The sequence below is a fragment of the Fibrobacter sp. UWB5 genome (assembly GCF_002210295.1).
Lineage (GTDB): Bacteria > Fibrobacterota > Fibrobacteria > Fibrobacterales > Fibrobacteraceae > Fibrobacter.
The window spans coordinates 82,582-95,472 of the sequence record NZ_MWQH01000005.1 but is presented as its reverse complement, the minus strand read 5'-3'; the positions used below and the strand labels follow the sequence as shown (position 1 = coordinate 95,472).

Here is a 12,891-nt window from a genome sequence, read left to right as displayed (position 1 = left end):
GCGTCGCTATTCCTAACCACTAATCACTAACCACTGTTTACTTTTTATGTCCAAAGGTTATTTCGTTACAGCGACCGGAACCGATGTCGGCAAGACCTTCATTACCGCCCTTCTCGTAAAAAAATGGCGCGATTCCGGCATTGATGCGGGCTACTACAAGGCCGCCCTCAGCGGCGCAGAACTCCGCGATGGCAAATGGGTCGCAGGTGACGCTGATTACGTGACGCGCATCGCAAACCTCCCTGATTCGCAAGAGCAGCTCGTGAGCTATGTCTATAAAGAAGCTGTCTCGCCACATCTCGCTGCCCGCAAAGAAGGCAACCCAGTAGAACTCGCGAAAGTCAAAGATGATTTTGATGCGGCCCGCAATCGCCACGAATTCATTTTCGCCGAAGGCAGCGGCGGAATCATTTGCCCCATCCGCTACGATGACCAGAAAGTATTCCTCGTCGATATCATGAAAATGTTGGACCTTCCGCTGGTTATTGTTACGACAGCGGCTCTCGGCTCCATTAACGCTTGCGTGCTCACCGTAGAATACGCCCGCAGCTGTGGCCTCGATGTTCGCGGCCTCATCGTGAATCGCTACGGCTCTAGCGGTAACCTCGAAATGGAAGACGATAACATCCGTATGATGCAGGATTTGACGGGGCTTGAAATCCTTGCAAAAGTAAAAAACGGCGACACCGATCTAGGTGTCAAGCCGTTTTAAAAAATTAAAGGAACCTCGCGGTGGTCGCTACGATGCGTCAATATCGGCGGCGATATGTAAATCGTAGTCGGGGTAGGCTTCGCCGATTTCCTTGTGCAGAATGTCCAGGCCTTCTTGCGGCTTGATCTCGAAATTCATGACCACATCAAAACGCATGATGCGATCTTCAAGGTTCACATAAAAGCCGTGGAGTTGCAATGCCCAAGGGTGCTCCTTTACCAACTTCAACACGTTGCTGCGAATTTTGGAAGCTTCGTCATTCTTGGTGTTGTGTGAATACACACCTACGCCCGTGAGAATCACGCCAGTTTCCTTGAGTACGCGTGCCTGTACCCTGCGGGTCAGTACGTCGACTTCTTCGACGGTCATGGTGTCGGGGAGTTCCAAGTGCACGGAACCGAGAAACTTGTCTGGACCGTAATTGTTGAGAATGACGTCGTAAGCGCCGCGGACTTGCGGTTCTTCGGTGAGTAGCGCCTTGATTTTCTTGACCAGGTCGCCATCGGCGCGCTTGCCCAGAATGTCGTCCAGGGTTTCGATCAGCATGCCGATGCCCGACTTGATGATGAATCCTGAAATCACGAGGCCTACGTAGGCTTCAAGCGAAATGCCTGTGAGAATGAAGACGATGGCCGAAGCCAGCACCGAAAGGGAGAGAATGGCGTCGAACAGGGCGTCTGCACCCGATGCCACGAGTGCGCCTGAGTTTACGCGTTCGCCTTGGCGTTTCACGAATTTGCCGAGCACGAGTTTTACCACTACTGCCGAGGCGATAATCACCAACGAAGCCGTGGAGTAGTCCGCTGCTTCGGGGTGGATAATCTTCTTGACCGATTCCACCGCCGAGGTACCGCCGGCGTAAAGCACGATTGCCGCAACTACCATTGCGCTCAAGTATTCGATTCGACCGTAACCGAGCGGGTGTTTTTTGTCGGGCAACTTGTTCGAAAGTTTTGCGCCCACAATCGTAATGACCGAGGACAAAGCGTCAGAAAGGTTGTTCACTGCATCGAGCGTCACAGCGATGGAGTTGGTTGCAAAGCCGACGAATGCCTTGAATGCGGACAGCACGATGTTTGCCGCAATGCCGATGATGCTTGTTCGGACAATGACCTTTTGACGGTTTTCCGTTTCGTTCATGTGAAGACTCTTAGCGGATGAAGTTCGTATAAATTTTCTTTTCGGCAACAGGCTGCGCAATGCCCGCCTGCTTGCCCGCTTCGATGCTCTTGAGGAGCCAAGCCATGTTGCGGCCGAGTTCGCGCATGATCTGCACGCCTTCTTCGTCCTTGAGTACGTCTTCGGGACTGGAGCCGTGGACCATGTTCCAGTAGCGCGAGGTCACCAAGGGCTGCTGCGCGTAGGTGGGGTACTTGTTCAGTGCGTCGAGGGTGGCGCTGGTGCCTGCGCGGCGAGCCGAAGCAAGCGTGGCGGCGGGCTTGAAAAGCAGTTCCGCTTCGGCGAGGCCGTAGAGCCTGTCGAGGAACATCAGCATTTCGCCGCTGGGGGAGGCGTAGTAGACCGGCGAACCGTAAACGACTGCGTCGGCGGACTTCAAGATTTCCTTGGCTTCGTGGACGACGGCTTCCGTTTCACCCTTGAGCACGCGGCCCCCGACAAAGAAGATTTCGGTTTCGATGCCTGCGGCGTTGAGTTCGTCCGCGACAATGTTCAGTGCTGTGTAGGTGCAGCCCTTTTCGCGACGGCTGCCGTTGAACAAGACGACTTTCATGATAAACTCCGGTGAGCTTGATTTTTATACCTGTTGAAAGATACAACATTCTATTGTCATTTTATCAAAGCTAATTCGATTTTAGCCGTAAATAAAGTGAATTTTTCAACATATTTTATAGTAAGTAAAGTTCAATTGGGAGGTTTTATGACGGTTTCAATAAAGGGATTTTCTCTTTTTGCGGGGTCCATCGCATTTTGGGGCACTCTTGCCAGTGCTGCTACGATAAACGTTGACATGGACAAAGAATACCAGCGCATCAGTGGCTTTGGGGCCGCCTCGGCATGGGCCGGTTCCATCACCGACAAGAATGCCGCCTTCCTTTGGGACTCTACCAGTGGCGCAGGGCTTACGCTGCACCGCATCCGCATCGCTCCGGACGGCACCACCTCCGAAACAAGTATCGCCAAAAAGGCGAGTGAATACGGCGTCAAAGTTTGGGCTGCCCCATGGACATCCAAATACACCGTAAATTACGACGGTGACAAAAAGCATTTGGATTTCAATCACGCTCAGGACTGGGCCAACACCATCTTGAAGTTTACGCAAGATATGCGGAAGGCTGGCGTTAATCTATATGCAATTTCGTCGCAAAACGAGCCCGACGGCACCGGAGACAACCACTACGAACCCGATGAATTGGCACGTTGGGTCGGCGACTACCTTGGCCCCACCCTCGATACCACGGGCATCAAAATTATTGGCACCGAAGCTATCAACTGGTATGGATTCCCCAATTACAAAAAAGCTTTCTTCAACAACCCTGCCGCCTTGAAATACACGGACATTTTTGGGACGCACGAATACGGCGGAGACCCGGCCGCTTACCCCGAAATTCACGAAGCCGGCAAGGAATTCTGGGAAACCGAAGTCTATGATCTTGGAAGTAACAAGGAAGACGTGGGCATGGGAAGTGCTCTCCGCGTTGCAGGTGTAATCCATGACGCCCTGACTATTGCGAACATGAACGCCTGGCATTTCTGGTGGATTTATTCCTGCAGCGAAGCCAGCTGCGGCAACGGAGCCCTCTGGCCGCAAGGACAAGGCAACCCCGACAATGTGGAGCCTACCAAGCGACTCTGGGTCATGGGGAACTTCAGCCGTTTCGCGCGACCCGGCTCCATGAGAATCGACGCCACCAAGAATCCCGAAAGAGATGTAAAGGTCACTGCCTACCGCGACTCCCTCAAGACGAAAATTGCAGTCGTCATTCTCAATTCCAAGAATGAGGAATTCAAGGCGGACTTTGACTTCGGAAACACAAAAATTGGAAGCTTCAAGCCCTACGTCACCGACGACAACAATAACCTCAAGGAAGGTGACGAAGTTCAGGTTGACGATACAAAGTGCAGTTACAGCGTTCCGGCCCGCAGTGCAACGACAGTCGAATTCATTCTGTGGCAGGAACCAAAGGTGGAACCGCCCGCAGATTCTACAGAGGCTATCGCCTTCGGATTTTCTGCCCCCAAAAGCCTCCAAAGCACATATAAGGTGTTTAGCCCGCTTGGAGCGTTTGTTGGCGAATTCCAGGCCGGACATATCGGTGAACTCCGCAACGCCATGACAAGCGCAGGCCTAAGCCGCGGCGTGTACATGATCAAACGTGGCAATGCCAAAACGCAATACATGGTTTTGAAATAGCCCAATTCAAGATATAGGGTTAGTTAAAGTAAAAAACGCAGGCTCGATTGAGTCTGCGTTTAAAGTTTATAGGAGATTCCGGCTCGGTGGGCGGGATGACATGTCGCTTACTTCTTCACGTGCCTATGGTACTCTTGGAGGCTGCAGACTTCGAAGCGGCCGAAGTCGTGCTTGTCCATGAGGCCTTCCACGGTAGAGGTGAGGGCGGCAATCGTCGTGGTGATGGGGATGCCAGAGACCACAGCCTTGGAGCGCATCTGGATTTCATCGACCATGGCTTCGGCGCCGTTCTCGGTGGTGTTCACGATCCACTGGACTTCCTTGTCGTGAATGAGGTCCAGCAGGTTCGGGCGGCCACGGGAGATGCGGAACACGGCGCGGGTCTTGATGCCTTCGTTGTAAAGCATCGTCGAGGTGCCGCGGGTGGCGTAAATCTGGTAGCCCATGTCTACGAGGCGCTTGATGAGCGGAACGGCCTTCTGCTTGTCTTCGTCCTTGAGCGAGACGAAAATGTTGCCTTCGCTCGGCACCTTGTTGCCTGCAGCGAGCTGGCTCTTGAGGTAGGCAAGGCCGCGGTCGCGATCGAGGCTCATGACTTCGCCGGTGGACTTCATTTCCGGAGAAAGCGTGATATCCACGCCCGGGAACTTGACGAACGGGAACACGGCTTCCTTGACGCTCACGTAAGGCACGCGGACTTCTTCGGTAAAGCCGATTTGTTCGAGGGATTCGCCGAGCATGCAGCGGCTTGCGTAACTTGCGAGCGGAACGCCGATGGACTTGGACACGAACGGAACGGTGCGGGATGCGCGCGGGTTCACTTCGATCATGTAGAGTTCGCCATCCTTCACGGCGAGCTGCATGTTCATGAGGCCGACCACGTGGAGTTCCCTTGCAAAGTCCTTCGCGTATTGACGAACCTTGTCCTGGATTTCCTTGGAAAGCGTCATGGGCGGAATCACGCTTGCGGAGTCGCCGGAGTGGATGCCTGCGGGTTCCACGTGTTCCATGATGGCGCCCACCACGGTGTGCTTACCGTCGCTGATGCAGTCCACGTCGAGTTCGGTGGCGTCTTCCAAGAAGCGGTCGATGAGAATCGGCTTGCCTTCACCAATGGCGGCAGCTTCTTCTACGAACTTGCGGAGGTATTTTTCCTTATAGACAATCACCATGCCGCGGCCGCCGAGAACGAAGCTCGGGCGCACAAGCACGGGGTAGCCAATGCGGTCGACAATAGCCAAGGCTTCTTCCACGTTGTGGGCGATGCCAGATGCGGCCTGTTTGATACCGACCTTGTCGACCAGCTGCTTGAAGAAGTCGCGGTCTTCGGCGAGGTCAATGTCTTCGGGACTTGTACCTACGACGTTTGCGCCGGCCTTCTTGAGACGCATGGCGAGGTTCAGCGGAGTCTGGCCACCGAATTGCACAATCACGCCCGCGCAGTTTTCGCGTTCGTAAATGCCCATCACGTCTTCGAGCGTGAGCGGTTCAAAGTAGAGCTTGTCGGAGGTATCGTAGTCGGTGGAAACCGTTTCGGGGTTCGAGTTCACCATGATGACTTCGTAGCCTTCGCGACGCAGCGTAAAGGCGGCGTGGCAGCAGCAGTAGTCAAATTCGATACCCTGACCGATTCGGTTCGGGCCGCCGCCGAGCACCATGATGCGCTTTTTGCCGCGGTTGCCGATAATCGTGCGGACCGGTTCGGAATTTTCGGCCCAGCAGCTGTAATAATACGGCGTAATGGCTTCGAATTCGCCGGCGCAAGTGTCTACGGAGTAGTAGCTCGGCTTGAGGCCAATCTGCTTACGCACTTCCATGACGTCTTCGGGGCGTTTGTGGAACATGTAGGCAATCTGGATATCGCTAAAGCCGAATTCCTTGGCCTGGCGGAACAGCGGAATATTCTTGGCGAGGCCGGCGAGAGACTTGGCGGCCTTGATTTCGTCTTCGAAGTAGGCGAGTTCTTCCAAGTGACGCAAAAAGTAGCGGTCAATCTTGGTGAGCTCGTAAAGTTTTTCAATGCTCCAGCCGCGACGGAAGGCTTCGTACAGCACGAAGATGCGTTCGGCGCTCGGACGGGCGACTTCCTTGGTGAGCGTTTCGTCGTCGTATTCCTTGAACTTTTCGCACTTGGCGCAAGAACCGAATCCACCGTAACCTGTTTCGAGCGAGCGCAGGGCCTTCTGCATGGCCTGCTTGAAGTTGGAGCCGATAGCCATTGCTTCGCCCACAGACTTCATCTGGGTGCCGAGTGTAGAATCGGCCTTCGGGAATTTTTCGAAGGTGAAGCGCGGGACTTTCACGACAACGTAGTCGAGTGCCGGTTCAAAGCAACTCGGGGTCGTTTGCGTAATGTCGTTGCGGAGTTCGTCGAGCGTGTAGCCCACGGCAAGGAGGGCTGCAATCTTTGCGATGGGGAAGCCCGTTGCCTTAGAAGCAAGTGCAGAAGAACGGGATACGCGGGGGTTCATTTCGATGATGATGCGGCGACCAGTCTTGGGTTCGATAGCCCACTGAACGTTGGATCCGCCGGTTTCCACGCCGATAGCTTCCATGACCTTCAGGGAGTCGTCACGCATGGCCTGGTAGGCGCGGTCATCGAGGCTCTGGATCGGAGCAACCGTGATGGAGTCGCCGGTGTGCACGCCCATGGGGTCGAGGTTTTCGATGGAGCAGACGATAACGGCGTTGCCCTTCTTATCGCGCATGACTTCCATTTCGAATTCTTTCCAGCCAAGCAGCGATTCTTCGATAAGCACTTCGTTGTTGAGCGATGCGTCCAAACCGCGGTTCACGATGGTTTCGAATTCTTCAGGGTTGTGGGCGATACCGCCGCCCGTGCCGCCCAGCGTAAAGCCCGGACGGATAATCAGCGGCCAGCTGCCGATGGTGTTAGCGATAGCGGTTGCTTCGCTCATGGAGTGTGCGGAACCGGAACGTGGGAGGTCCAGGCCAATCTTGAGCATGGCTTCCTTGAACAGGTGGCGGTCTTCGGCGCGCTGGATGGATTCGGCCTTTGCACCGATAAGTTCCACCTGGTAGCGGTCCAAAATGCCGCGTTCATTGAGTTCCATGGCGAGGTTCAAAGCGGTCTGGCCACCGAGTGTGGGGAGCAAGGCGTCCGGACGTTCGCGACGGATGATTTCGTGCAGAATATCGACGCTCAGTGGCTCGATGTAGGTGCGGTCGGCCATTTCGGGGTCGGTCATGATAGTGGCCGGGTTGGAGTTCACGAGCACCACTTCGTAACCTTCGCGGCGCAACACCTTACAGGCCTGCACGCCGGAGTAGTCGAATTCGCAGCCCTGGCCAATCACGATCGGGCCAGAACCAATGAGCATAATCTTCTTGATGTCTGTACGCTTAGGCATTCTTTTTGCCTCCATTCAAATTCTTCTGCGCGGCTTTTGCGGTCGCGGTTTTTGTTTTGCCATTTTTCTGTGCAAGAGCGGCTTTTACAAGTCCGCTGAACAGCGGGTGCGGTGCCGTAGGACGGCTCTTGAATTCCGGATGGAACTGGCAGGCTTCAAAGTAGGGGTGGTTCTTGATTTCCACCATTTCTACGAGCTTGCCGTCGGGCGATGTGCCGGCGATTTTCAGACCGGCCTTTTCGAGTTCCTTGCGGAATTCGCTATTGTAGTTGAATTCGTAGCGGTGACGATGGCGTTCGCTAATCTTTTCGCTCTTGTAAAGCTTTGCGGCGTTGGAATCCTTCATGAGCTTGCACGGGTAAGCGCCGAGGCGCATGGTGCCGCCCTTTTCGGTGACGTTCTTCTGTTCGTCCATCAAGTCAATGACCGGGTGGGCTGTCTTTTCGTCGAATTCCGTGGAGTTGGCGTCCTTCCAGCCGAGTACGTTGCGCGCAAATTCAATCACGCAGCACTGCATGCCAAGGCAAATGCCGAGCAGCGGAATTTTGTGCTCGCGGGCATACTTGATGGCAACACACTTGCCGTTCACGCCGCGGCTACCGAAACCTCCCGGAATCAAGATGCCGTCGGCATTCTTGATGAGGTTCGGATTCTTTTCAAGTTCTTCGGCTTCGATGCATTCCACCTTCACCTTGGCATTGTGTTCCATGCCGGCGTGCTGCAAGGCTTCGTGCACGGACTTGTAGGCGTCGCGGATGGCGATGTACTTGCCCACCAGCGCGATGGTGCATTCGTACTTGGGCTGGGTAGCCTTCTTGACGAGTTTGTCCCATTCGGAGTGGATAATCGGGTGCACGCTCAGATGGAGCTGTTCAAGCACGCGGAGGTCGAGTTCCTGCTTGGAAAGTTCGCGAGGCACGGCGTAAACGGAGTCCTTCACGTCCTTTTCTTCAATGACGCATTCGGGCTTCACGTTGCAGAAGAGCGCGAGCTTGTCCAAGTGATCTTGCGGGATCGTCATTTCGGTACGGCACACGAGAATGTCCGGGAAGATACCGATGTTGCGGAGTTCGGCAACCGAGTGCTGCGAAGGCTTTGTCTTGAGTTCGCCTGCGGCCTTCAGGTAAGGCACCAAAACCAGGTGGATAAAGCAGGTGTTTTCGACGCCGACTTCAAAACGGAACTGCCTTGCGGCTTCGAGGAACGGAAGCGATTCGATGTCGCCTGCGACACCGCCGATTTCGCAGAGCACGATGTCGGCGCCGCTTTCGGCTGCAGAACGGAAGGCATCCTTGATTTCGTTGGTGATGTGCGGGATGACCTGCACGGTACCGCCCAGGTATTTACCGGCGCGTTCCTTGGCAAGCACAGAAGAATAGATGCGGCCCGAAGTGTAGCTGGAAGCCTTGGAGCACTGCACGCCTGCGAAACGTTCGTAGTGGCCCAAATCAAGGTCGGTTTCGTAGCCGTCGTCGGTCACGAAAACTTCGCCGTGCTGGTAAGGGCTCATGGTACCCGGGTCCACGTTCAGGTACGGGTCGAGCTTTTGCATGAACACCTTGTAGCCGCGGCTCTTGAGGAGGAGAGCGAGCGAAGCGGAGGTGATTCCTTTGCCGAGCGAACTTACCACGCCGCCGGTAATGAAAATGTACTTGGTCTGTTTTTTTGCGGCAGCTTTAGAGGAGGACATTTTTTACCTCTTTGGGGACTTCAGCGGGCTTGGGGGTGCTGACTTGTTTTGCTTTGAATTCTTCGATCATTTGTCTGAATTCACTAAACAGGTAGAGAGAATCGTTCGGGCCCGGAGCGGATTCCGGGTGGTACTGCACGCTGAATGCCGGCAGCGTCGTGTGGCGGATGCCTTCGACCGTGTTGTCGTTCAGGTTGATGTGAGTGACTTCGACTTCTTCGGGGAGCGTAATAGCATCGATAGCGTAGTTGTGGTTCTGGCTCGTGATTTCGACGGCGCCAGTCTTTACGTTCTTGACCGGATGATTGCAACCGTGGTGGCCGAACTTGAGCTTAGAGACATTTGCGCCAAAAGCGAGGCCGAGCAACTGGTTGCCCAGGCAAATGCCCATCAGAGGAATCTTGCCCAAGAGTTTCTTGACGACATCGACCACCTGCGGAAGGCTGTTCGGGTCGGCAGGGCCGTTGGAGAGGAACACGCCGTCGGGGTTCTTTGCCATGATCTGTTCGTAGGTAGCGGTAATCGGGAGTACCGTGACCTTCATGCCCTGGTTCACCAGGTTTCTCAGGATGTTCGTCTTGATACCGAAATCGAGTGCGACCACCTGCAAGTCACCTTCAGTGCTGAGCACGTAGCCGTTCGGGTCAGAGACCTTGCTAGCGTAGTCCTGGCCGTCCAGACCGACCCATTCCTGAGCCTTCTGGATTGCTTCTTCTTCGCTCATGTCGGTGCCGTCTACGTGCAGGTAGGCCTTCTGGGCACCGTTGTTGCGCAGGTGGATCGTGAGGGCGCGGGTGTCGACGCCTGCAATGCCCGGCTTGTTGTGCTTGAGCATGTAGTCGTGCAGGCTTTCTTCGTTCAGTTCCTTGGAAACTTCGTCCAACGAGTTCACGACGATGCCGTTCAGGAACACGTCGCGCGATTCGGACTTTTCATGGTTTGCAGCGTAGGCGCCGACTTCGGCGGTGGTGAACACCACGAACTGGCCCGCGTAAGAGGGGTCAGTCAAGATCTGCTTGTAACCGGCCATACCGGTGTTGAACACGGCTTCGCCGACGGTGTCGGTAGCAGCGCCAAAGGCGTAGCCCCTGAAAACGGTTCCGTCTGCCAGTGCCAGAAACGCCTTCTTTTCGCGTTTCGCTTTCCAGTTGAATCTATCAGTATTCATAATGTACTCGTTGTGTAGTTAAAACTTGAAGGCGTCTTTGCCGTTGTTCCTGCATAAAAATAAAGGCAAAAGCCAAATGCTTTTGCCAAACGATAAAGACGATAAAAAATGTGAAAAAAAGAAATTTTGTGAAATCCAGAGAGAGTCACCTGGTTGCGTTGCGAGATTCCTGCAACGGCGGTACTCATGTGTGCCTCGATGGATTCCGATATTTTCATCGGGCTCAAAATATAGTAAATCTTGACCCAAGGGTGGAAGAGTGTTTTTGAATAATTTTTTTGAGTCACGAGGGGTTAAACTTTTTTAAAAGCAATCCGCCGGCGCGGGGCCGACGAATTGCATTTTTGAGGTTCGGATTATTATGAGGTTTTGGAGTACAATTAGTAAATAAACAGCATTTCGCGATACTTCGGCAGCGGCCACTTTTCGTCGGGCACGATGCTTTCGATCTTGTCCACGATAATGCGGAGGTTGGCCATAGCGTCGAGGATGACTTCGTGCTTTTCGCCGAGGGCAGTTTCCATCTGGGCGACTGCGGCTTCAAGTTCTTTGAGCTTGTCGCCGAGTTCGCGAGCGTAACCGTCCACAGCGTAGAAGCCCTGACCCTTAGCTAACTCGTTGGTCTTCAATGCGTTAGAGTATGCACAGAGCACCTGCGGGAGCACCACGTTCTTTGCGATATCGAATGCAATCTTGCCTTCGATGTGGATCTTCTTGTGGTAATCTTCCATGTTGACTTCGTAACGGGAGTCGAGTTCGCGCTTGTTGAACACGCCGTACTTTTCGAACAGGGCCACGTTTTCCTTCTTGGCGAGGGCCTGGAGGGCTTCCATGGTGGTGCGGATGTTCGGGAGGCCGCGCTTGGCAGCTTCTTCGACCCATTCGTCGGTATAGCCGTTGCCGTTGAAGATAACGCGCTTGTGTTCCTTCACGATCTTCTGCAACAGGTTCTGCAGTTCTTCGTGGAACTTGTCGGCCGGAACGCTCTGCATCTTGTCGGCGATGAGGTCGAAGGCTTCGGCCACGATCGTGTTGAGGATGACGTTCGGTTCGGAGCAGCTCTGGCTGGAACCCGGAGCGCGGAATTCGAACTTGTTGCCGGTGAAGGCGAAGGGCGATGTACGGTTACGGTCGGTAGCGTCGCGCGGGAGCGGCGGGAGCGTGTCAGAACCGAGCTTGAGGGCGCCGGCCTGCTTGCTGGACTTCGGATCGCCCTTTTCGAGCTGGTCGATGACGTCGGCGAGCTGGTCGCCGAGGTACATGGAGATGATTGCCGGAGGAGCTTCGTTGGCACCGAGACGGTGGTCGTTACCGGCGCTAGCGACAGCCATACGGAGCAAGTCGGCGTGGGTGTCGACAGCGTAGATCACAGCGCAGAGCGTGGTGAGGAAGATGGCGTTCTGGTGCGGGTCCTTGCCCGGGTTCAAAAGGTTGGTCTTGCCGTAGTTCACGGACCAGTTGTTGTGCTTACCGGAACCGTTGATGCCGGCAAACGGCTTTTCGTGCAGCAGGCAGACGAGACCATGGCGGTCCGCAACCTGGCGGAGCACTTCCATAATCTGCATGTTGTGGTCGCAGGCGAGGTTCACTTCCTCGAACATCGGGGCAAGTTCGAACTGGGCCGGAGCGACTTCGTTGTGGCGGGTCTTGGCCGGAATGCCGAGCTTCCAGAGTTCCTTTTCCACATCGTTCATGAAGTTGATGATGCGTGCCGGAATGCTACCGAAGTAGTGGTCTTCCATCTGCTGGTGCTTTGCCGGAGCGGCGCCAAACAGGGTGCGACCGGCCTGGTACAGGTCCGGACGCTGCAGGTAGAAACGCTTGTCGATCAGGAAGTATTCCTGTTCGGCACCGAGAGTGACTGTGACCTTCTGCTGGGCAACGCCGAAGAGACCCATGAGGCGGTCGGCGGACTTCTGGAGGGCCTGAATAGAACGGAGAAGCGGAGTCTTCTTGTCCAATGCTTCGCCAGTGTAGCTACAGAAAGCGGTCGGGATGCAGAGCGTTGCGCCGTTGCCGTGGCGCTTGATGAATGCCGGAGAGGTCGGGTCCCAGGCGGTGTAGCCGCGGGCTTCAAACGTAGAGCGGAGGCCGCCGCTCGGGAAAGAAGAGGCGTCCGGTTCACCGACGATCAGGTTCTTGCCGCTGAAGGCGAGGATTGCCTTGCCATCTTCGGGTTCGAGGAAGGAGTCGTGTTTTTCGGCGGTGGAACCGGTAAGGGGCTGGAACCAGTGAGTAAAGTGGGTAGCGCCGCGGTCGATTGCCCACTTTTTCATGGCGTGGGCAACTTCGCCAGCGATGCTCGGGTCAAGCGGTGCGCCGCCGTCGATGGTGGCGAAGAGCTTCTTGCAAATGTCCTTGGGAAGATATGCGCGCATGGCCTCGGCGTTGAAAACGTCTTCGCCGTAGAAGTCGATGTTTGCGGGTGCTGCGGGGAGGTTTGCGCCGGCGTTTTCGCTGGCGATTTCCTTGATAGCTTTTAATCTGTATTCGTTGCTCATGGCAATCTCCTATTATGTTTTGTTTTCGGTGCCATAAAAGCAAAACGCGTGCCAAAATCAAAAAATGGCGAATTCT

At 54.9% G+C, this 12,891-nt stretch carries 9 protein-coding genes; 2 read left to right on the top strand and 7 right to left on the bottom strand.

Features of this window, described 5'->3' with window-relative positions:
- The first annotated feature begins 46 nt into the window (after window positions 1–46).
- A complete protein-coding gene (bioD, locus tag B7989_RS08710) occupies window positions 47–712 on the top strand; it encodes a dethiobiotin synthase (RefSeq protein ID WP_088628128.1) in 666 nt (221 codons plus the stop codon).
- Between the two features lie 27 nt (window positions 713–739).
- Here bioD and B7989_RS08705 read toward each other — a convergent pair whose 3' ends face one another.
- Together B7989_RS08705 and B7989_RS08700 are read right to left on the bottom strand one after the other, a co-directional pair.
- Window positions 740–1,852 carry a cation diffusion facilitator family transporter gene (locus tag B7989_RS08705; protein ID WP_088628127.1) on the bottom strand — a complete coding sequence of 371 codons (1,113 nt, stop codon included), beginning with the start codon at window positions 1,850–1,852 and terminating at the stop codon, window positions 740–742.
- Between the two features lie 10 nt (window positions 1,853–1,862).
- Window positions 1,863–2,444 (bottom strand): flavodoxin family protein, encoded by a 582-nt coding sequence (locus B7989_RS08700; protein WP_088628126.1) that lies wholly within the window; start codon window positions 2,442–2,444, stop codon window positions 1,863–1,865.
- Between the two features lie 147 nt (window positions 2,445–2,591).
- On the opposite strand from B7989_RS08700, the gene B7989_RS08695 reads away from it, so the two are divergent.
- Window positions 2,592–4,085 carry a glycoside hydrolase family 30 beta sandwich domain-containing protein gene (locus tag B7989_RS08695; protein ID WP_088628125.1) on the top strand — a complete coding sequence of 498 codons (1,494 nt, stop codon included), beginning with the start codon at window positions 2,592–2,594 and terminating at the stop codon, window positions 4,083–4,085.
- A gap of 107 nt (window positions 4,086–4,192) precedes the next feature.
- Here B7989_RS08695 and carB read toward each other — a convergent pair whose 3' ends face one another.
- The 5 genes from carB to B7989_RS08675 all read right to left on the bottom strand — a co-directional run bounded on the left by carB (window position 4,193) and on the right by B7989_RS08675 (window position 12,815).
- The gene (carB, locus tag B7989_RS08690; protein ID WP_088628124.1) at window positions 4,193–7,456 is read right to left on the bottom strand and encodes a carbamoyl-phosphate synthase large subunit; all 3,264 of its coding nucleotides are present in this window, start codon (window positions 7,454–7,456) and stop codon (window positions 4,193–4,195) included.
- Window positions 7,449–9,146: a CTP synthase gene (locus tag B7989_RS08685; RefSeq protein WP_088628123.1), complete on the bottom strand. Its 1,698-nt coding sequence runs from the start codon at window positions 9,144–9,146 to the stop codon at window positions 7,449–7,451. The genes carB and B7989_RS08685 overlap by 8 nt, the downstream gene beginning before the upstream one ends.
- Window positions 9,133–10,314 carry a glutamine-hydrolyzing carbamoyl-phosphate synthase small subunit gene (gene carA / locus B7989_RS08680; RefSeq protein WP_088628122.1) on the bottom strand — a complete coding sequence of 394 codons (1,182 nt, stop codon included), beginning with the start codon at window positions 10,312–10,314 and terminating at the stop codon, window positions 9,133–9,135. Before carA ends, B7989_RS08685 begins: the two co-directional genes overlap by 14 nt.
- The gene (locus tag B7989_RS13875; RefSeq protein WP_144265006.1) at window positions 10,311–10,532 is read right to left on the bottom strand and encodes a hypothetical protein; all 222 of its coding nucleotides are present in this window, start codon (window positions 10,530–10,532) and stop codon (window positions 10,311–10,313) included. The genes carA and B7989_RS13875 overlap by 4 nt, the downstream gene beginning before the upstream one ends.
- Before the next feature lie 162 nt (window positions 10,533–10,694).
- The gene (locus tag B7989_RS08675; RefSeq protein WP_088628121.1) at window positions 10,695–12,815 is read right to left on the bottom strand and encodes a glutamine synthetase III; all 2,121 of its coding nucleotides are present in this window, start codon (window positions 12,813–12,815) and stop codon (window positions 10,695–10,697) included.
- Window positions 12,816–12,891: the final 76 nt, after the last annotated feature.